This is a genomic window from Pseudomonas sp. Sample_11, assembly GCF_004307505.1.
In the GTDB taxonomy this organism is placed as follows: Bacteria; Pseudomonadota; Gammaproteobacteria; order Pseudomonadales; family Pseudomonadaceae; genus Aquipseudomonas; species Aquipseudomonas atacamensis.
In genome coordinates, this window is the sequence record NZ_RCOD01000031.1 from 1 (window position 1) to 21,334 (window position 21,334).

15 protein-coding genes are annotated in these 21,334 nt (G+C 60.0%); 2 read left to right on the forward strand and 13 right to left on the reverse strand.

Features of this window, described 5'->3' with window-relative positions:
• Positions 1 to 31: 31 nt before the first annotated feature.
• From D8U60_RS07290 to D8U60_RS07335, 10 genes are all read right to left on the reverse strand, one after another.
• A complete protein-coding gene (locus tag D8U60_RS07290; RefSeq protein ID WP_130899824.1) occupies positions 32 to 2,977 on the reverse strand; it encodes an autotransporter serine protease in 2,946 nt (981 codons plus the stop codon).
• 296 nt (positions 2,978 to 3,273) lie between these two features.
• Positions 3,274 to 4,644, reverse strand: a complete 1,371-nt coding sequence (locus D8U60_RS07295; protein ID WP_122611322.1) for a TolC family outer membrane protein — start codon at positions 4,642 to 4,644, stop codon at positions 3,274 to 3,276.
• A 2-nt stretch (positions 4,645 to 4,646) separates the two neighbouring features.
• Positions 4,647 to 5,996 carry an HlyD family type I secretion periplasmic adaptor subunit gene (locus tag D8U60_RS07300; RefSeq protein ID WP_130899825.1) on the reverse strand — a complete coding sequence of 450 codons (1,350 nt, stop codon included), beginning with the start codon at positions 5,994 to 5,996 and terminating at the stop codon, positions 4,647 to 4,649.
• The gene (locus tag D8U60_RS07305) at positions 5,993 to 7,768 is read right to left on the reverse strand and encodes a type I secretion system permease/ATPase (protein ID WP_130899826.1); all 1,776 of its coding nucleotides are present in this window, start codon (positions 7,766 to 7,768) and stop codon (positions 5,993 to 5,995) included. Before D8U60_RS07305 ends, D8U60_RS07300 begins: the two co-directional genes overlap by 4 nt.
• Before the next feature lie 180 nt (positions 7,769 to 7,948).
• Entirely contained in the window at positions 7,949 to 8,371 is a 423-nt protein-coding gene (locus D8U60_RS07310; RefSeq protein ID WP_153188788.1) for an AprI/Inh family metalloprotease inhibitor, read from the reverse strand.
• A 91-nt stretch (positions 8,372 to 8,462) separates the two neighbouring features.
• Positions 8,463 to 9,908, reverse strand: coding sequence for a serralysin family metalloprotease (locus D8U60_RS07315; protein ID WP_130899827.1), 1,446 nt, complete (start codon positions 9,906 to 9,908; stop codon positions 8,463 to 8,465).
• 456 nt (positions 9,909 to 10,364) lie between these two features.
• Positions 10,365 to 11,450: a polyamine ABC transporter substrate-binding protein gene (locus D8U60_RS07320; RefSeq protein WP_130899828.1), complete on the reverse strand. Its 1,086-nt coding sequence runs from the start codon at positions 11,448 to 11,450 to the stop codon at positions 10,365 to 10,367.
• A gap of 55 nt (positions 11,451 to 11,505) precedes the next feature.
• Complete coding sequence (locus tag D8U60_RS07325) at positions 11,506 to 11,850, reverse strand: cupin domain-containing protein (protein WP_024013066.1); 345 nt, start codon at positions 11,848 to 11,850, stop codon at positions 11,506 to 11,508.
• Between the two features lie 31 nt (positions 11,851 to 11,881).
• Positions 11,882 to 13,288: an FAD-dependent oxidoreductase gene (locus tag D8U60_RS07330; RefSeq protein WP_122746142.1), complete on the reverse strand. Its 1,407-nt coding sequence runs from the start codon at positions 13,286 to 13,288 to the stop codon at positions 11,882 to 11,884.
• 52 nt (positions 13,289 to 13,340) lie between these two features.
• Positions 13,341 to 14,156 carry a nuclear transport factor 2 family protein gene (locus D8U60_RS07335; RefSeq protein WP_073476200.1) on the reverse strand — a complete coding sequence of 272 codons (816 nt, stop codon included), beginning with the start codon at positions 14,154 to 14,156 and terminating at the stop codon, positions 13,341 to 13,343.
• A 265-nt stretch (positions 14,157 to 14,421) separates the two neighbouring features.
• Here D8U60_RS07335 and D8U60_RS07340 point away from each other — a divergent pair, with 265 nt between their 5' ends.
• Positions 14,422 to 14,694, forward strand: coding sequence for a DUF1652 domain-containing protein (locus D8U60_RS07340; protein WP_038862172.1), 273 nt, complete (start codon positions 14,422 to 14,424; stop codon positions 14,692 to 14,694).
• Between the two features lie 50 nt (positions 14,695 to 14,744).
• On the opposite strand, the gene D8U60_RS07345 is transcribed toward D8U60_RS07340, so the two are convergent.
• Positions 14,745 to 17,219, reverse strand: a complete 2,475-nt coding sequence (locus D8U60_RS07345) for a UvrD-helicase domain-containing protein (protein ID WP_130899829.1) — start codon at positions 17,217 to 17,219, stop codon at positions 14,745 to 14,747.
• A 257-nt stretch (positions 17,220 to 17,476) separates the two neighbouring features.
• Between D8U60_RS07345 and D8U60_RS07350 the strand changes: the two genes are divergently transcribed.
• Positions 17,477 to 18,172, forward strand: coding sequence for a pirin family protein (locus tag D8U60_RS07350; RefSeq protein ID WP_073476198.1), 696 nt, complete (start codon positions 17,477 to 17,479; stop codon positions 18,170 to 18,172).
• 56 nt (positions 18,173 to 18,228) lie between these two features.
• On the opposite strand, the gene pgm is transcribed toward D8U60_RS07350, so the two are convergent.
• Entirely contained in the window at positions 18,229 to 19,875 is a 1,647-nt protein-coding gene (gene pgm / locus D8U60_RS07355; protein WP_016774846.1) for a phosphoglucomutase (alpha-D-glucose-1,6-bisphosphate-dependent), read from the reverse strand.
• 108 nt (positions 19,876 to 19,983) lie between these two features.
• Positions 19,984 to 21,231: a PLP-dependent aminotransferase family protein gene (locus D8U60_RS07360; RefSeq protein ID WP_241663518.1), complete on the reverse strand. Its 1,248-nt coding sequence runs from the start codon at positions 21,229 to 21,231 to the stop codon at positions 19,984 to 19,986.
• Positions 21,232 to 21,334 lie beyond the last annotated feature (103 nt).

Here is a 21,334-nt window from a genome sequence, read left to right on the forward strand (position 1 = left end):
CCCCTCGCCACAGTGGCTCAAACCCATGCAATCAGAACTGCCAGTTCAGGCTCAGCCCTACGCCATGCAGCTGCTCGCGGCTGGCCAGTTGGCCGTTGTAATCGAGGTTGACCCGCACGTCCTTGCTCAACGCCAGACTGGCCTGCACGCCGACCAGTGCGGCATCACGCACGAGCGCCGAGCTCTCCACGGAATACGGCGCGCCGCCGCTGGCAAAACGCAAATGCTGCTCTGATTCGATATCGCTGAGGCTGTGCTGCCAGCCGAGCCGAGCGCTGACGTCCAGCGCTTGCTGACTGGAAAGGTGGAAGGTTTTGCTCGCCCGCACGCCCAGAGTGCTCAGCACCACATCGCGCTGATCGCCCGAGCTTTTCAGCGCAGCGGCATCGCCCTTCTCGGTAAAGCCTTCGGTGTCGAGATGCAGGTAGGTCAGGTTGGCGAACGGTTCCAGCGCCAGCGCTTGCAGCTGCAAGCGATACGCCGCCTCGGCAAAAACCTGAGTGGTGGTCGCATCAAGCTTGGCTTTCTGCTTGGCGCTGACCTCGTCGTATTGCAGATCGCGCTTCACATCGCCGCGATGCCAGCTGTAGGCCGCGCCGCTGCTCAAGCGCCACGCGCCGAGGTCGTGCCCGGCGTAAGCACCGAGGTGGTAGCTGTCGACTTTCGCCGAGGAATGCGTGCCCGAGCCCATGCTCAAGGAGCTGTCGCTATAACCGGTGACCAGACCGATGCGGGTCTGCTCGTCCAGCGCGCCGTCGACGCCCGCCAGCAGGCCGCCGATCGAGGTGTTGTAGCCGGCCGTATCGTGACTGGAATCGGTGCTGCCCCAGGCGCCGAGGGCTTTGATCCAGCCGTTGCTGCGGGTCGCCGACTCATCGTGCAGCCGCTCGCCGACCGCATCACGCAACTGGCGGCTGTCGTTGATCAGCATTGTCCCCAGCGCTGGATAAATCTCGCCGCTCAGTTGCTGGAAGGCTTGCTGCGCCGAGGCTTGAGTCGGTGCACGAAGCACGCTTTCGTAAACCGAATTGCCGGCGCCCAGACCTTCGACTGCCGCCGCCACCGAACGCTGGTTCGGCGTTTGCCCAACGCTGGCGAAACTGGTGGCGTTGCGCTGGATATTCAGCTGAATGCCGCTTGCGGCGTAGTCGAGGGCGCCGCCGATGAACAGGTAGTTCGGCACCACCGCAGCGAACTGCCCCTGCACGCCGCCGGCCGCTTGCAGGATGGTGTACTGGCGGCCGAGCAGGCTTTGCGCTTCGGCGCTGCTGAGCAAGGTCGGACTGTTTTCCAGCGCCAGACTGACACTGGCGCCGCTGACGGTTGCCGTGCCGCCGGCAACGATGCGATCGCTGCTGGTAGGCGACAGCTCAAGGGCGTAGGTCGAGCCCGGGGCGAGTGTCACATCACCGCCGACGTTCAAGGTGCCGATGGAATTGCCCGGTGCGACCCGGCCGCCGCTGTTGGCGGTCAACGCACCGATGCGTCCGGAGCCGCCAAGGGTGCCGCTGTTGTTGACGGTGACCGCTGAGGTCAGCGAACCGTTGACCGTCAGCAGACCGCCGTTGACCGTGGTCGGGCCGCGATAGGTGTTTGCGCCGCTGAGCAGCAGTTGCCCGGCGCCGGACTTGATCAGGCTGCCCTCATACACACGGTTTGCCGCTGCCGCATCACGCAGCATGCCGACGGCGTAATCAGTCTGCTCCTGCTGACTGGCGCCGGCCGGCACACCGTTCTGCCAGCCTTTGTCCTGCAGGGTTTGCTGCCAGGCGCTGTGCTCGGCGAGGTCTTCTTTTTGACGCTGGAGCAGCGCGTTGTCGGAGATGTCATTGCTCCAGACATCGCGCTGCCCTGCCCCCAGATTGGCATCGAACGCACCGAGCAATTGCCCCGGCCCGCGCATCGCCCGGTCGAGGTTGGCGACGCCCCAGCCGACGCGCTCGTTCGGTGCGTCTGTGACCGAGCCATCGAGTTGCGTAGCGGTGGTCAGCAGCACCTCGAGCGCCTGCTGGTTGGTCATGTACGGATAACGCTCCATCACCAGCGCCAAGGCGCCGGTCGCATGCGGTGCCGCCATCGAGGTACCGGACTTGATCGCATAACCGCCACCGGGAATGGTGCTGTCGATCTTCGCCCCCGGCGTGGTGATGCACCAGTATTTGGCGATGCCGCACTGGTTGTACTTCTGCTGATTGCTCTGATCGAGCCCGGACACCGCCAGCCAGTGACCTTCCAGATCCGGCTGAAAGTACGGCAGCGCCGAGCGCACGCTGGCGTTCGGGTAACCGCTGTTGCCGGCGCTGAAGACGTTGATCACACCGCGCCGGGAAACGTCGGCAGCGGCGTCGAGCCAGGTGCCCTTGTTCCAGTGCTGCGCGTAGGCGGCGTGCAGATCCGCGAGAGTGCGATAGCTGACATCCGCCGGCTGGCTGCCCCAACTGTTATTGATCGCCCGCACCCCGGCATCGGCGAGGCTGTCGTACACCGCTTTGAAATAACGCGGATCAGGGCTTGGACCGAAGAGGAAACTGTCGTTCTTGTTGGTGTTGCCGACGTAGATCTGCGCGTTGTACGCCACGCCGTGCATGCCGCTGCCGTCACGGGTTGCGCCCATGGTCCCGACGACGTGGGTGCCATGGGAATCATTGTTCGGGTTGAGCGTGCCGTCGACGTTGAACGCTGAGCCATCGACGTAGCTGCCGCTGGCGGTTACCGGGTGATAACGGTCGGCGGAAAATTCGGGATGGGCGGCATCGAAACCGGAATCGAGCGCGCCGATCTTCACGCCCTTGCCGGTGATGCCGGCAGCGTAGGCCTGATCGGCCTGCATGCGTTGCAGACCCCAGTCACGCAGGAACTCGGCGCTGCGCCAACTGGCCGGATTGCCGGGCTGGCCGGTTTCCAGGTATTGCGCCTGCGTTGCCGAGGTCACCAGCAACAGCGTGCCGAGCGAAATCGGTTTGATGCGTACGTCCATGGTCATCACTCTCGTTTTTGTTGTTTTGTTCAGGGCTGAATTGCGGTGTCGCCTGTTCCCCTCACCCCAGCCCTCTCCCCGAGGAGAGGGAGCCGATTTGTGTTGATGTCAAAACCTGCGTCCAGCTCGATGGTTCAGGTCGATGCAGCTATCGCAGGCCACTCGGTCAGTCCCCTCTCCCTGTGGGAGAGGGAGCCGATTTTTGTTGATGTCAAAACCTGCGTCCGGCTCGGTCGTTCAGGTCGATGCATCTATCGCGGGCCACTCGGTCAGTCCCCTCTCCCTCTGGGAGAGGGTCAGGGTGAGGGCTGTTGCGCGACCACAAATGCTTCGTCCACCCGCGCCAGATCCTGCTCATTCAGCGTCCCGGCGTAGTAATGCAATTTGGTCCAGGCCATCAGGTAGTCGTAGCGCGCCTGGGCCAGGTCGCGGCGGGTGGTGAACAGTTGCTGCTCGGCATTCAACGCATCGAGATTGGTGCGTTCGCCGCCCAGAATGCTTTGTCGGGTCGAGACCACCAGCGCCTCGGCCGACTTCAGGGCCTTCTGATAAGCGCGCAATTTGCTCACCCCGGACAGGCACGCGCTGAACTGGCGGCGCAGTTCGATCAAGGTTTCGCGGGTTTTGCCATCCAGTTCGTATTCGGCCTGTTCCATGGTGCGGCTGGCCTGCCGTGTGGAGGCCGATACCCCGCCGCCGGCGTACAGCGGCACGCTGACTTCCAGGCCGATGGTGTTGGTTTCGTACCGCTGGTTATAGGTGTTGCCGCTTTCGGACTCGTTGTCGCGCATCGAGGCATAAGCACTGACTTTCGGCAGATGCCCGGCGCGGTTGCGCTCGACTTCGTAGCGCGCCACTTCCACGGCCTGACGCTGCGAAGCGAGGTTCGGGTTGTTGCTGATCGCCAGTTCATGCCAGGTGTCGAAGTTGGCCGGTTGCAGGGTGAAGGTCTGAAATTGCTGACCAAGCGGCGCCAGATCGCCGATGTCCACCGCCGGCACGCCCACCAGCGCGCCCAGCTCGCGCAAAGCGGCATCCTGCTCGTTGCGCGCTTCGATCTCCTCGGCAGTCGCCAGCTCATAGCGCGACTCGGCTTCGAGAATATCGGTGCGCGTGCCCTCGCCCTGCTTGAACATGTGTTCGTTCTGCTGGAACTGCTGTTCGTAGGCCTTCTTCTTCGCCTGGGCGATGTCGATCTGGTCCTGGGCGAACAAGGCTTTGGTGTAGTTATCCAGCACGCGCACCAACAGTTCCTGACTCTTGCCGCGAAACGCTTCGTCGGCAAACAACGACTGCGCCACGCCTTTGCGATACGCCGCATAAGCCTCGTAATCGAGCAGCGGTTGCTGCACCGTCAGCGCCGAGCCGTAACTGTTGTAGTTGCGCTCATCAGTTCGATTGCGCGCACGATCATCCAGAGACGTCGCCTTGGAAGAGTTGCGGCCCTTGTTGTAGGTGTAACCGATCCGTGGCAGCAGCCCGGCGCGGCCAATCACGCGGTTTTCCAGGCCGGCATCGCGCTCCTTGATTGCACCGAGGAACACCGGATCGTTGCGCAACGCCTGTTCGTAAATCTCGAATGGCCCCATGGCCGCGACTGCCGAGTGACTCGCGAGCAGCATCATTGCGGCCCCCAGCATGCAAAGCTTTTTCATACAGCCGAACATCCTTATTCCTCGGTCAACGCAGAACCGGCGCGATCCAGAAGCGGTTTGAACAGGTAGTTGAGGAGTGAACGCTCACCGGTGCGCACGAACATTTCCGCCGGCATGCCGGGCTTGATCACCAGACCGTTGAGCTTTTCCATCGCCTGATCACTGACGCTGCTGCGCAACACGTAATACGGCACGCCAGTTTTCTCATCGACCATCTGGTCAGCGGAGATCAGGCTGACTTCGCCGGGCACGCGCGGGGTTTTGCTCTGGTTGAACGCGGTAAACAGAATGTCCACCGGCAAATGCGTGCCGACCTTGTCGATCAGGTTGATCGGCAAGTGCCCTTCCACTTCCAGGGTGGTGCCTTGCGGAACGATCTCCAGCAGGGTTTCGCCTTGGCGCACCACGGCGCCTTCGGTGTGCACACCGAGGTTGACTGCCACGCCATCGGCGGTGGCGAGGATCTCGCTGTGTTGCAGATCGAAACCGGCGGAGGTCAGCTGTTCTGACAGCGTCACGCTTTTCAGCTGCGCATCGGCCAGTTGCGTACGCACCTCCTTCTGGTATTCCTCGCCGTGCTGCTGCAACTTCAGGCGCGATTCAAGGATGCCCTGCTCCACGCGCCCGCTTTCACCGGTGTTTTCCGCCAGCTGCTGCTGCACCTGCGACAGTTGCCGCTGGTAGTCCATCAAACGGTTGCGCGGGATGTAGCCGTTGTCGGCCAGCGGTTGCAGGTTGCTCAATTGTTGCTGCAAGGAACTGGCCTGGGCATTGAGGTCGCTGCGGGCGCGGCGCATGCCGGCCAATTGTGCAGTGGCGCCTTCGATATTGGCGCGCAGTGCCGCTTGTTCCCGGGAGAACGCTTCACGGCGGCTGCTGAACAGTTGCCGCTGGCCTTCCAGCACCAGCGCCAGGCGCGGGTCCGGGTCGTTGCTCAATTCAGGCGGAAAGGTCACTTGTTTGAGGTTGTCGCGCTCGGCCTGCCAGCGCGCGAGGCTGGCCCAAGCCATGCGGTACTGCGCCTGCAGCGATTGCACATCGGCGGCGACCTGCGTCTGATCGAGGCGGAACAGTGGCTGGCCCTGCTTCACGATCTCGCCTTCGCGCACCAGAATCCGGCTGACCACGCCGCTACTCATCGACTGCACAGCCTTGCGTTTGCCCGAGACCACCACGGTGCCCTGCACCGGAATGCCCTGATCCAGCGGCGCCAGTGCCGCCCAAGTGAAGAAACTGCCAGCGCCGACGATGGCCAGAATCCAGCCCATGCGCGCGAAGAATTTCGCATCGCGTTCCGGGCGCTCGGTGAGGTAGGCGTGTTCCATGTTCGCTTCGTTTTCAGTGTTCATGCTGGCGCTGCTCATACACCCGAATTCCTTGTCGTGGGCTGATACTGCCGGCTCATGCTGAGCCCGCCCGGTGCTTGTGCGGCCTTTTCGCGTTGCTGTTCGTGCTGACCGGAAAGTGCCTTGAGCACATCCTGACTCGGGCCGAACGCCTGCAAACGGCCATCGTTGAGCACGAGCAATTTGTCAGCCTGAGCCAGCACCGAAGAACGGTGCGTCACCAGAATCACCGTGGTGCCTTGCGCCTTGAGTTGCGCAATGGCGCTGGCCAATGCCGCTTCGCCGACGGTGTCGAGGTTGGAATTGGGTTCATCGAGCACCACCAGACTTGGCGTGCCGTACAGCGCGCGGGCCAGGGCCACGCGTTGCTTCTGGCCGCCGGACAAGCCGCTGCCGTCCTCGCCCAGTTGCGTGTCGTAGCCTTGCGGCAGGCGCAGGATCATCTCGTGGACACCGGCCTGTTGCGCGGCGGTGACGACTTTTTGCGGATCGGCTTCGCTGAATCGCGCAATGTTCTCGGCGATGCTGCCGCTGAACAACTCGATGTCTTGCGGCAGGTAACCGATGTAGGGACCGAGCTGATCACGGTTCCAGCGGTGGATATCAGCGCCGTCGAGGCGCACCGTGCCGCCCAGAACCGGCCACACACCGACCAGCACTCGAGCCAGCGTCGACTTGCCGGAACCGGAAGCGCCGAGCACACCCAGCACTTCACCAGCACTCAGATTGAAATTGACCATGTGCAAAGTGGCTGCACGCCGCCCGGGCGGGCCGGCGCTGACTTGTTCGAAGGTGATCTGGCCTTTCGGTGCCGGCAGTGCCATCGCCTCGTCGCTAGGCGGAAACGCCTGCAACAGCGCATCGAGACGGCGGTAAGCCAGCTTCGCCCCGCTCCACTGTTTCCAAACGGCGATCATCTGATCGATCGGGCTCAGCACGCGGCCCATCAGGATCGAACCGGCGATCATCATCCCCGCCGTCATGTCACCCTTGATCACCAGCAACGCGCCCAGGCCCAGCACCAGAGATTGCAGGCACAGGCGCAGGGTCTTGCTCAGCGAACTGATCACCGCGCCGGTGTCGCTGGCCTGGTTCTGCAAGCCGAGAAAGCGCGAATGCACCCCGAACCAGCGCTTGCGCAGCGAGCCGAGCATGCCCATCGCCTGAATGGTTTCGGCGTTGTGCAAGTGGCTGGTGGCCAACTGGCTGGACTGCTGGGAAAAACCGGCGGCCTCGCCGAGGGGCTTTTTGGTCATGTATTCGTTGAGCCACGCCAGCGCGATCAACAACAGCGCGCCCGCCGTGGCCAGCACGCCGAGCCAGACATTGAACAAGTAGATGACAAACAGATAGACCGGGAACCACGGTGCGTCGAAGAAGGCGAACAACGCCGGGCCGGTGACGAACTGGCGAATGTGGGTCAGGTCGCCCAGCGACTGCCCGGCGTTGCCTTCGCCCTTGAACAGATTGCGCTCGAACGCGGCCTGATAGACGCGCAGATTGAAGCGCCGCTCCAGCTGGCTGCCGATGCGGATGACGATAAAGCTGCGGATCACTTCCAGCAGGCTGATGAAGGCGAAGAACCCGACCACCATCAACGACAGCATCGCCAGAGTGGTTTCGTTCTGGGACGACAATACTCGATCGTAAACTTGCAGCATGTAGATCGACGGCACCAGCATCAACACGTTGATCAACGCGGTGAAACAACCGACGCTGATCAGAATGCTTTTATAGTCGCCCAATGCCTTGATTAACGGAGCGGTGGCAGGAGACTTCGCCATCTTCATTGATTCTTCCTGAATTCATGCCTCGTCATTATCGGACGAGCATTCCATTGATATTCCGCCTGCCTGCCAAAGATGACTTGCAAGTAGCGCTTACAATTTCATAACAACTTGACCGGATGCCGCGCTTATAACGCACGACCACTGGCTTATATCAACTTTCTTTCATCCGACAACCATTGCCTACTGCGCTGCGCGCTCTAACGTAATAAGCAGTTCGGCGCTCAAGGCCTTTGTATAAATGCCATCACGCTGGCGGCTGAAGAAGGCGATCCTCGAACCTTCCTTGCCGGTGATGGAAATGCCATCGGGCTCTGGAAACCAGCCGATTGGCGCTTCGCCCAACCACGCGGCCAGACATTCAGTGCCCTCGCCCAAAGTCTGGTTCGGCGCAAGATCGACCAAGCAAGTGTTCGACGGCTTGTCTTGCAACGACCGCGTTTCGGGTGTGTCGCTGTGACCGGTCAAAGTGGCCTGCCAGCGCCCGGCGAATGCCGAGGGTTCTTCGAGTCTGAGGCTGCTTGCCATGCTTGTCGCTCCGGTCATCATCAGCGTGACTGCCATCAGCCATGCCATCGTCGTGTCAGTTAAAACGTATCGAGTCATAGGAAACTTCACTTCCGCTCGTAGCCTTGCTCGGCGATCAGGCCGATGCAAGCAAAGAAAGCGACGCACGAGGCGCCGCTTTCCTCTCACATCACGCGACGATGTCGCTGGTCGCAGCCTGACCCACGGTGCTGACGATAAAGTCAGCCACGCCATGCCCGGAGAAATCCACCGACAACAGGCTGTTGCCGCCCGACGAGGTCAACACTGCGTCGCCGGCCGAACCGGTGAAGCTGTTGACGAAGTGCAGGCCCGCGCCGTTGGTGATGCCGGTCAGGTCGATTTTGTCCAGACCGCTGACGAAATCGAGAATCTGATCGATCGCCCCCGGCTTGGAGTCCGAACTGGCGGCGAACACGAAAGTGTCCGAACCGGCGCCGCCCCACAGCTTGTCGGCACCGCCAGCGCCGTAAAGGATGTCGTTGCCGGCACCGCCCTTCAGCTCGTTGGCCACACTGTTGCCGATCAACAGATCGCTGCCGGAACCACCAATCGCGTTCTCGATGACCGCGCCCTTGGCGATCGACACGTTGCCGACCATGCCGCCAACGTCGGAGAACGAAGCGCTGTTGAGGTTGATCTTCTGGTTCTGGGTGAAACCGGAGAAATCCAGGGTGTCCTTGCCGCCGGCATCCCAGACCGAGAACACCACTTTGTCGCTCGACGACGAAGCGCTGAGGAAGTCGCGACCGGTATTGGAGTTGAAGCCGTAGGTGGTGTCGCCGGTGCGGGTGGTGGTGTTGGCGCCGTAGAGCTTCTGGATCGCGGCGATGTCGTCCATCAGCGGGCCGGACGAGTAGGCTTCGACGCCGGCCTTGCTGAAGTTCTGGTTGGTGTTGCTCTCGCTCCAGTAACTCATGACGCTGTAGCCACGGGTGTCCTGGCCATAAGTCGCATCGTTGTAGGTCGGGTTGCCGTTGCCGGCGTTGTAGTCGCCGGGGTGCGCAAGGCCAAGGGTATGGCCGATTTCGTGGGTCAGGGTCTGACGACCGTAGTTGTTCAGATCCGGGTTCTTGTTCTGCGTGTAACCGCTGTTGATCAAGTACCACGAGGTGCCGTCATAACCAGCGCCGGTTCCCGGCAGATAGGCAAACGCCGCAGCGCCATCCTGGCCACCGCTGTAGTTACCGAAGGTCATGTGCCCGTCGCCGCCCGAGGCTCTCTCGGTGAAGGTGACATTGGCCACGTCGGCCCAGGACTGCATGGCGAGCTTGGCCTGCGCCTGCTGCTGCGCGCTGAACTGACTGAACCCGCTGATGCCGTGCTTGTTCATCGTGCTGTTCGAGGCCGAGGTCAGGAACGTGTAGGTCAGTTCGATCTTGCCGCTGCCGTCCTTGTCCTGGTAGGCAGCGCCGTCACGCAGCAGTTGCGTAGCCGCCTGATCGACGGTGTACGAGGGTTTGCCATTGACCGTGAGGTTGCCGCCGCGGTCGTACTGATGGCTGAAGCTGTTGATCTGGTTGTACGCCGAGCTGAAGGCAGCCAGCTGGAAAGCCTGTTCGGCGGAATCAACAGCATTGGTTTTAACTTTCGACATAAACACACTTCCTTGTTTAGCAATGGAACAGTTTTTGTCCGACAGGACGATCTTTGGCGAGATCGTCCTATCACTCGCCCAATGAAGGCGTAACGAACCTGACACAATTGGAAATCTGTCGTAAAGAGTTTTTTTGCGATCCAATTTGGCTATATCAGGAAACTGCCGTAAACAAGGCGCGCGGGGAGAAAAGATTGTTTTTAGTTGCGATGAGGGTGGAAATTGTCTGACGATTTTCTATTTAAATATTAAATATCGGTAAGTTTGGATTTGTTGGGCAAGTCACACTTTCAGTCAGGCGTGCCAGTGCTTTGATATCAACTCTATGACGTTATTCGGACTGTAGGAGCTGACGAGTGCAACGAGGCTGCGATCTTTTGACTTTGACCTTTTCAAGATCAAGATCAAGAGATCGCAGCCTCGTTGCACTCGTCAGCTCCTACAGAGGACGGAGGTTCAGCTACCGGTGCGAATCTTGTTCCACACCCGCGTACGAATCCGGTCGATATTCAGCGGCATCGCTTCCAGCGCGAACAGCTTGCCCATCATTTCCGCGCTCGGGTAAACCTTGGTGTCGTTCTTGATCGCCGGGTCGATCAGTTTGTCGGCTTGTTCGTTGCCATTGGCGTAATGCACGTAGTTGCTGATGCCGGCCATGACATCGGGGCGCAGCAGGTAGTTCATGAAAGCATAGCCGGCCTTCTCGTCCGGTGCGTCGACGGGCATGGCGACCATGTCGAACCAGATCGCCGCGCCTTCCTTGGGAATCGCATAACCGATCTCGACGCCGTTCTTGGCTTCCTTGGCGCGATTCTCCGCTTGCAGTATGTCGCCGGAAAAGCCCACCGCTACGCAGATGTCGCCGTTGGCCAGGTCACTTGTGTATTTGGAGGAATGGAAGTAGCTGACGTAGGGCCGCACTTTCATCAGCAAAGCTTCGGCTTTCTTGTAGTCTTCGGGATTTTTGCTGTGGTGCGGCAGGCCCAGATAGTTGAGCGCCGCCGGGAGCAGTTCCGGGCCGTTGTCGAGGATCGCCACGCCGCACTTCTGCAGTTTTTCCATGTATTCAGGCTTGAAGATTAGATCCCAGGAGTCCACCGGCGCGTTGTCGCCCAGCACCACTTTGACCTTGGCGATGTTGTAGCCGATACCGGTGCTGCCCCACAGATAAGGGAAACCGTGCTCGTTGTTAGGGTCGTTGGTTTGCAGGGCCTTGAGCAGCGCCGGGTTGAGGTTCTTCCAGTTCGGCAACTGACTCTTGTCGAGTTTCTTCAGCGCCCCACCCTGAATCTGCCGCGCCATGAAGTGGTTGGACGGGAACACCACGTCGTAACCGGATTTGCCGGTCATCAATTTGCCGTCGAGGGTTTCGTTGCTGTCGTAGACGTCGTAGGTGACGCCGATGCCCGTGTCTTTCTGGAAATTCTTCGTGGTGTCCGGGGCGATGTAGTCGGACCAGTTGTAGACCTTGACCGTCTCGGCCGCGTGACTGACGGAAGCGGCCAGCAGCAGCGGCGCCAATGCGAGGGTTTTCTGGATCATGGGGCGATTCCTGTATGGGCTTTTTTTGTTGGCAGGCAATCAAAGGATCAAACAATCAGAAAATCAGCACGTAGCTCTTGCGCACGGTTTCCTGGATATCCCAGATCCCGAGCGTGTTGGCTGGCAACATCAGTGCGTCGCCGCCTTGTATGTGCAGGGTTTCGCCGCCACCGTCGGGGGTGAAGGTGCAGCGCCCGGAAATGAAATGGCAGAACTCCTGCGCGGTGATCTGCCGCCGCCAGCGGCCCGGGGTGCATTCCCAGACGCCGGTTTCAACACCGTCGTCGCGCTCGACACTGGTGGTCGAGGCAATTGCGACGGGTTCGCCGAGGGGCACGGCGACCGGGTTGGATTCTTCGAGCTCAAGCGTGGCGGTGTTCTTGAATTGGGTGATGCTCATGGCGTGACCTGTTTATTGTGGGAAACGGCGTTTAGTGCATGAAGCCTTCCATGAACCCGGCAACCCGGCTGGCCAGCTTGCGCCGCCAAGGCGCGGTCGCGGGATTGGCCAGGGTCTGGTCTTCGTGCACGAAACTTTTGATGATCGCGTTGTAGCCGAGCCAGCGGCATGGCTCTGGCTCCCAGGCACGCAGCGCATGAATGCCACCGTCGGGCAGGACCCATGGTTGTTGGGTCAGCTCGCTGTCGCGCTCAAGAATCAGATCGGCCAGCGTCCGGCCGCCGAGATTGCTGGCACCGACGCCCTCGCCGCCATAACCGCCCGATAGCGCGATGCCGTTGGCGCGGTCGCAGAGCATGTGCGGCTTGAAATGCCGCGACATGCCAAGGTTGCCGCCCCAGGCGTGGGTGATCTGCACATTTTTCAGCTGCGGGAACAGTTCGCCGAACAGATAGCGGCGCAACTCGACTTCATCGCGGGTCAGGTTGAAGTCATGGCGCAGCTTGCCGGCGAACTGATACCCGCCACGGGCGCCGAAGATCAGACGATTGTCGGCACTGCGCTGGCCATAGGTGACCTGACGGCTGAATTCACTGAAGGCCTGGCCGCGATTGAGGCCGATTTCATCCCAGGTCGCAGCGGACAGCGGTTCCGTGGCGACAATCAGGCTTTGCACCGGCAATTGATAACGGCCAAGTGGCGGCAAGGTCACCGAATAACCTTCCACCGCCGGGACGATCCAACGGCTGCGCACGCTGGCCTTGGCGGTACGCAGACTGCCGGGTTGCCAGTGAGTGACCGGGCTGTTTTCGTAGATTTTCACGCCCATGTTCTGCACGGTCCGCGCCAGACCACGGACCAGCTTCGCCGGGTGAATGGTCGCGACATGGGGAGCGAAGATGCCGCCGTAGGGCTTGGCCACGCGGATCTGCTGGGCCAACTGCTCGGGACTGAGCCAGCGGTAGTCGTTATCGGTAAGGCCTTGGGCGTGCAGCTTGCTCAGGTAATCACGCAGAACGGCTTCCTGCTCTGGGTAGCGCGCGGCACAATAAAGCACCCCGCCCTTACGGTAATCGCAGTCGATGCCTTCGCGTTCGAGGACGATCTCCACTTCATCGGGGATGCTGTGCAGCAGATCAAACGAAGCCCTGCGCTGCTGCGGCGACAAGCCTGCAAGCAAGCGATCCTCACCCAGCAAGTTACCCATCAGCCAGCCGCCATTGCGTCCGGATGCACCGAACCCGGCGGTTTGCGCCTCGACGATGGCGATATCCAGGCCGGGCGCCTGTTTTTTCAGGTAGTACGCCGTCCACAGTCCGGTGTAACCGGCGCCGATGATCGCCACGTCGACATCCAGGTCCCGCTCCAACGCGGGCCGCGCCAATAGCGGCTCATCGAGCTGATCCATCCACAAACTGATCGTGCGCCACGCCGACATGCCAGACTCCGCCACTGAAAACCTTCGATGGCGTCGATCCTAGTGGCTGCCTTCAGTGGATGTCTTGCGCGCGTGCCCGCAGAGAAATTTGTTTGGCGTAGGCCTTGGGCGACTGGCCGGTGTGTTCGCGAAAGCATTTGTAGAACGCTGACAGCGAATTGAAGCCGGCGGCAAACGCCAGCTCGTCGACACGCAACGGCGGCGTGGCGCTGTCCAGCGCACGCAGCAAATGCTGCAGGCGCGCCTGATTGACGTAGCGATAAAAGCTTTGCCCGAGCACCTGATTGAGCAGATAGGAAATCTGATTGCGGCTGTACCCGCACTCCTTCGCCACCCGTTGCAGGTCAAGCTCAGGGTCCAGATAGGGCTGCTGCTTTTCAAAATACTGCTGCAGGTCTTCGGCCATGAAACTCAGTTGCCGCGGTGACAGACCCAGCCGACTGACCGCCGGACGCTGACTCTGTGCCGAACTGCCGTCGGCTTGAGTACGCACCAGCGAGGCGTACTCGTTGACGCGCCAGATCAAGCCGTCCTTGACCGTGATCGCTTCGCTGGAACGAAACGACACCAGGCCGTCGCCGCCGCGCAAGGTCACCTCGTACTGAATGAACGCGGTGTTGCCATCCACCCGGATTCGGTCGCAATGTTCGAGCAGTTCGTCGGATTCTCGCGGCATGCTCACGCGCACGTATTCGCGTAACTCATCCAGACCGAGCACCCGGTTCTGAAAGAAATCGTTGTACTGGATCTCGGCGTGATAAAGCGCCATGACGCTGTCCAGATCCCGGTGTTTCCAGCTCAGGTGATAGCGCATGACCGTGGCGGCCGTGGCCTGGGTCTGTTCTGGGCCGTCGTCATCGGCGTGCATAAGCGGCTCGGCGAAAAAGAACCGAGCTTGCCCAACTTCCTCTGCCGCTTCAATGAAAAATCCATGGTGGCGTTTTGGCGATAATCGATGAGCCAGTGACTTACATCAAAAAATGCGAATCAATCGCTAAACGGACTGAAAAAACTCACAGTTTTTTCACACACGAATGCTACTTTTAAAGCTCAAGCACTGGTTGAGCCAATGAAGGCTCTTCCCACCTAACATGAGCAAAAGGAAGCGCTCGATGAAGCAGGCGGGCAACACCATGAATAAAGGGTTCAGCAAAGTCACCTTTCCAAACGCTTGCCAGCTGATGCGCTGGCATTTTCATCCCATGGGTTTCGAGGCGACGATGGACGCGCCGGGCAGCATGATCGCCCGTCTGTTCGACCGTGCCAGCGGCGAAACCATGATCGCCATCGCCGGCATTCCCTGCGCAACGGTGATGAACGCGGCGGACGTCGAGCGCATGATCGAAGCCATCGAGGATGAGCTGGAAGCCTTCACTCCTCCGGAATCCCTCAAGAACTACGCATAACCACCTGATTTAAAACAAAAAGCCCGCAGCGATGCGGGCTTTTTTATTGGTCAGGCGCTGGTCTTTTCGCGTCGATGGTCGACGAAGAAGGGCTTGCCCTTGGCGACTCGATCCGACGCCCTCGGCATGTTTACCGCTTGGGTTTCCTGCGGCTCGACGTACCAATAGCAATGGCTGACGGCGCGCGTGATACCGACGTAGGCAAGGCGCAGGATTTCGTCCTTTTGCGCAGTGTCATAAGGCTCGCTGTCGCCGCTTTTGCCCAATCCCGCCATGCGATAGACCTGATTCTTGTACGGAGAACTGGTCAGATGCTGGCAATCGCCAAGCAGAAATACCGCATCAGCCTGCAAGCCTTTGGCGCTGTGATAGGTCAGTTGCTTCAGCCGCCGCGCGTCGTAGGGCAAGCTCGAATCTACATTAAGTACAGGCTGAATATGCTGCTCTATCAATAACTTATCGCTGCTTTTTCGATAAAGCATCAAGATTGAATCGCCGCGCCGATAATGCTCGGCCAAGCGCTGACCCAATGCTTCATCATCCCGCTCAAGCACATTGACCGGGTGAAGCGGCTTGGGCTCACCACTGGCCTTGGCCTTCTTGCCTGCGATTGCCGGCGCTGCACGGACAATGTGTTCGGCGGCGTCGATGATGTGCTGATGGCTGCGATAGTTGTCACTGAGCATCACTCTTGTGGTGCTCGGTGAAGGAAATTCCTTGTTGAACTCCATGAAGTAGCTCGGTGAGCTGCCGCGCCAACCGTAAATCGACTGCCAGTCATCGCCAACACACAATAGCGACGAACGCTGCGCCCCTCGCCCAACGTGCATGGCCGGGCCACGGCTGCGGATTTCATTGAGGCTGGCGCGAATCCACGAAACGATCTGCGGCGATACGTCCTGGAACTCATCGATCATCAAATGCGCCATAGGCCGCAGCAACTCATCGCTGAGCAGCTTGAGGTTTTCCGGCGAGTGCTCGCTGAACAGCGCGAACATGCGGTTGTAGGTCATCACTGGCGGCTTCTGATCCAGCAAGTGATCTTCAAATGCGCGCCAGAACAGGCTCAGGGCTTCAAAGAAAAAACGATCAGGATCGTCCTTGGCGAAGCTCATCCGACTGACCGCGTCTGGTACATCCAGGCCGAGGTTTTCGATAAAGCCTGCTGCGGCGACAAAACAATCCAGCAATGGCGCCGATGCCAGCTCGCCTTTGACCTTGTAATCAAAGCCGGGACCGGCGCTGGCATCTCCGGCCAACGTCGCAAGAACGCGCCTGGATGACTCGTAACTATCCAGCCATATCAATGGCTTACGGCAGAAAGCTTGAAATAGGGTGCGCTTGACCGCCCACTCTGCACGGACACTCAGCTTGGCGTTGGGTCGGGTCAGCTGGGCGTTTTCCCTGGGATCAAAGCCGAGCACCACCCAGGCATCGAGGCTGGGAATATAGCCATGAGCGTGGAACTTCGAACCATTGATTTCGAAGGCCTGCCGATTCGGCTCGATGCCTTTGATCGGCCACGCCCCTGCGCGGAACCACAGATCTTCAATCACATCGCAGAGTTCTTCATCGCGCTTGGCTGCCAGTTCGGTGACCGCCATGCGCTTCTGCACATCGGGGTGATCGCGTTCCAGTTCTTTCAACTGTAACCCGGCACGGGACAGCGGCTGGATCAACTGGCGGAAACGCTCATCGTCGTTGAACAGGCGGTGATAACAAGCATTAAGTTGCTGGCGCTGCGCGTCGTTGATACGCAGGTCAAACGGATTGCTGTCAACCTCCTCTGCGCCGCTTTGCGGGCGATCGCTGAGGTTCTCGAAGGCCTGCAAACGCTCGAAACCCGGCAGGCTGCGGACCATCGGCAGGATGCGTGAGTGGAAGGTTCTGACCAGCTCACGGGCCTGCTTGAGGTTCAGCGGCTGCCCCCACAGCGTAAAGATTTCGATGAGTTTGTTGATGAAGTCCTTACGCGATTCGCGGGTGAAGGTCACCACGGTCATCGAATCCAGCTCAAAACCCAGATAATGGCTGAGCAACAGAATGCGCAGCACCAGCGTGGTCGATTTGCCGGCGCCGGCACCGGCGACCACCGAGGTGGACGGCGTATCGCTGAAGATCATCTTCCACTGCGCAGCGCTGGGCTGGGCGTGGGCCGGAAGCAAACGGGCGACGTCAGCCTTGATGCGCTTCTTCAGTTCCGCCGTCAGCGGCAGGCGCCAGTCATCGAACAGGTAGTTATCGACGCTGGGTGGGCGATGCTCGGTGTTACGGCTGTCGCGAATCAGCAGAACCTGGCGGCCTTCCTCCAACCCCTCAAGCTTGCCCTCCTTGAAACCGTATTCGACGCCAGCGGTGTGGCCACTGCGAAATCCGTCGGCTTGCCCGTGCAGCCACGACGCCCGGTGCTGGGCGCGCAGCTTGGTCAACCCGTGACCAAAGAATCGCGCGGCCAGACGTTTGAACCAGGGCATCTCGGCCAGTGGACGAAGTTCAGGGGGAAGATCGGGGGTGTGTTGCGCCACGCTGACGGACTCCAGGGTGTGAGGCTGTGGCGGCTATGGTGTCTGGATTTGCCGTCCAGTTCTAGCGAAATGCTTACAGGTCATCGGTTTAGGCGACGAATTGAAAGTCGGATAAGACGATTTCGAGGCGCATTCCCATCAAATAACCTGATCATGATGCGGCAGTTTTTGCGCTTTTTTTCGATGATTGCCTGATAGATGATCGTCGTCATCAACCACGGGGCCCGCCCCCTGACGACCCTTATTAGGAGACGATCATGCTTGAACTCAGACCCTTCAGCTCGCTGGGCGGCGCCCATCATGGCTGGCTGGACGCGCATCACCACTTTTCCTTTGCCGAATACTACGATCCGCAGCGGATGAGCTGGGGCAACCTGCGCGTGTGGAATGATGACATCATCGCCGCAGGCACCGGTTTCCCGCAGCATCCGCACCGCGACATGGAAATCATCACTTACGTGCGAGAAGGTGCCATCACGCACCAGGACAACCTCGGCAACAAGGGCCGCACCGAAGCTGGCGACGTACAAGTGATGAGCGCTGGCACCGGCATTGCTCACAGCGAGTACAACCTGGAAGACAAGGAAACCAAGATCTTCCAGATCTGGATTCTGCCGACCGAAACCGGTGCGCCGCCGTCGTGGGGAGCCAAGCCGTTTCCCAAAGGCGAGCGCGAGGGTTTTGTGACGCTAGCCAGCGGCAAGGACGGCGACGACCAGAGCCTGCATATTCGCGCCAATGCACGCCTGGTGGCGGCGAACATCAAGGCCGGTGAAACCGCCGAATATCGGCTCGACGAAGGGCGTCGCGCCTATCTGGTTCCGGCCACCGGCGTGATCGAAGTCAATGGCTTGCGTGCCCAAGCGCGCGATGGCGTTGCGGTGGCCCATGAGCAAGTGCTGACGGTCACGGCGATCGAAGACAGCGAGATCGTACTGGTCGACCTGGCTTGATCTGCAGGCAATAAAAAAAGGGCAACCATTACGGTTGCCCTTTTTTCATGTGCGCATCACTTAGTGGAAATAGCGCCATCCACCAACGTTTGCGCTTCGGCCACCAGTTGCTTGAGGTGGTCGTCGCCGAGGAAGCTCTCGGCGTAGATCTTGTAGATGTCCTCAGTGCCCGACGGACGCGCGGCGAACCAGCCGTTCTCGGTCATGACTTTCAGACCGCCAATGGCTTGATCGTTGCCCGGTGCATGGCTGAGGATACTCTGGATCTTCTCGCCTGCCAGCTCGGTCGAGGTGACCTGTTCCGGCGCCAGCTTGCTCAGCAGTGCCTTCTGCTCAGGGTTGGCCTTGGCGTCGACACGCACCGAGAACGGTTCGCCCAGTTCGTCGGTCAGGGCGCGGTAGGCCTGGCTTGGATCGCGCCCGGTGCGCGCGGTCATTTCGGCGGCGAGCAAGGCTGGAATCAGGCCATCCTTGTCAGTGCTCCACACGCCGCCGTCCTTGCGCAGGAACGACGCGCCAGCACTTTCTTCACCGCCAAAACCCAGCGAGCCATCAAACAGGCCATCGGCGAACCATTTGAAACCGACCGGCACTTCGTACAGGCGACGGCCCAGGCGCTTGGCCACGCGGTCGATCAGACCGCTGCTGACCACGGTTTTGCCGACAGCGGCATCGGCGCGCCATTGCGGACGGTTCTGGAACAGGTAGTCGATGGATACCGCCAGATAGTTGTTCGGCGCGAGCAAACCACCGGACGGCGTGACGATACCGTGGCGGTCATGATCCGGGTCGCAGGCAAACGCCACGTCGAAGCGCTCTTTCAGGCCAATCAGGCCCTGCATCGCGTGGCTGGACGATGGGTCCATACGGATTTGACCGTCCCAATCGACGGTCATGAAACGGAACGTTGAATCGACCTGTTTATTCACCACTTCCAGGTCGAGACGGTAGTGTTCGGCGATGGCCGACCAGTAGCGCACCCCTGCTCCGCCCAACGGATCGACACCCAGGCGCAGCTTGGCGTCGCGGATGGCATCGAAGTCGATGACGTTGATCAGGTCGGCGACATAGGTGTTCAAGTAATCGTGACGATGGGTCGTGCTGGCCTTGAGCGCTTGCTCGTAGCTGATGCGTTTGACCCCGGCCAGTTTGTTCGCCAGCAGCTCGTTGGCCTTGGCTTCGATCCACTTGGTGATGTGGGTATCGGCCGGGCCACCGTTGGTTGGGTTGTATTTGTAGCCACCGCTCTGTGGCGGGTTGTGCGACGGCGTGATGACGATACCGTCCGCCAGGCCAGAGGTACGGCCGCGGTTGTAGCAGAGAATGGCGTGAGAAACTGCCGGGGTCGGCGTGTACTCATCGCCTTCGGCGATCATCACGGTGACGCCGTTGGCGGCGAGGACTTCCAGCGCGCTGGCGCCGGCCGGGGTCGACAATGCATGGGTGTCGATGCCGACGAACAGCGGGCCGGTGATGCCCTGGGCTTCGCGATACAGGCAGATCGCCTGGCTAATGGCCAGAACATGCCATTCGTTGAAACTCAAATCGAACGAACTGCCGCGGTGGCCGGAGGTGCCGAACGCCACTCGCTGGGTAGAAATCGATGCATCAGGCTGGCCGGTGTAATAGGCCGTAACCAGTCGCGGGATATCGACCAACAGTTCTGCCGGTGCCGGTTTGCCCGCAAAAGGACTGAGTGTCATGCAAAAACCTCTGAAATCGGAGTGGTTCAGGAAATGCAGCGCAGTTTACTGGCAGTTTGACCACTGTGCGACGGGATGTATCCGAAACTCGCCCGATGTTTTTTAACGTTATGCTCCAGGCGACAGGCGCAAGGCATCACCCAGCAAGCCGATGACACTCGGCAGATCCCGCTCGCCGTGGTGCAACGCGCTTATCCGCAGATGATCCGCATGCAGACCTTGCAGGCTGAACAGCTCGCCGGGGGCCACGATGATCTGTTGCTTGAGCAGGCGACGGAACACATTCGCCATGTCGACCGGCCGTAACGAACGTACCCACACCGTCGCCCCGCCCTGCGGCTCGACGATCTGCAGCGTATCGCCCAAACGTTCGTGCAGAACCTGGATCAACACGGCTCGCCGCTCACCCAGCATTCGCCGCAGCACAGATAAATGCTGATCAAGCCGCCCGCCATTCAACAACCGGGCAATCGCCTTTTGGCGGATCGGCGACAAGCGAAATGCGCGCAGCAGAAAATGGCGTTGCAGCGCCTCACGCCAGTGACGCGACAGGACAAAGCCGAATGGCGCTTCAGCGCCGATGAATTTCTCGAAAGTGGAAAACACCAGCAGACGCTCAGGATCAAGCCAACTGCGCAAACGCTGTGAATCATTGCGCTCGTCAAGCTCGCTGTAGCAGTCGTTTTCCAGCACCCAGACCCCATGTTGATTGAGCAACTGCGCGGCGGCCTGCTGACGCTCATGGGTGAAACCCTTGCCGTGGGGCATGCTCAACACTGAAGACAAAAGAACCAGACGTACTGGTTCGTTCTCCAGCAGCGATTGCAGTACCGACAGGTCAAGCACGCCTTCGGCCAGCAATGGCCATTCGATCACGCGCACCCCGCACGACTCGAGCAGGCGCAATATCACCCAGTCGCACGGTGATTCGACAATCACGCTGGCGTGACGCAATTCAAGCACCGAAATCAGAATTTCCAGGACCCCGCGCAGATCAGCACCGATGTAGATGTCATCGGCATGCCAGAAATGCTCTGTCGAACTCGTGTACCGCGCTGCCAGGGCAACCCGCAACTCCAGCTCTCCGCAAGGTTGCACGAATGTCTGTAGCTGACGCGGATATTGGCGCAGAAGCTCACGTTCCAGCGTCAACAACGGACTGTCCAGCGGTTGCAGCGAGGCCGGTTCGTCGGCGCTCAACACACACATTCCGGGACGTCTGGCGTTGACGTACACGGTCTCCAGCAGATCATTGCCGTTGCCGGGCGCATCCATGCTAAACAGCGCTTGCGCGTAATACCCTGACTTGGCTATCGAATAGACTCGACCTTCCTTCTCCAGAAGCGAATATTCCATACTGTTTTCAATGACTGGTAAACAGAATTCTAGGACAGGTCGGTAAATCAAGCGTTTACGAGCAATGGCTTGAAAATTCTGTATGATTTTACGTAAACAGAGT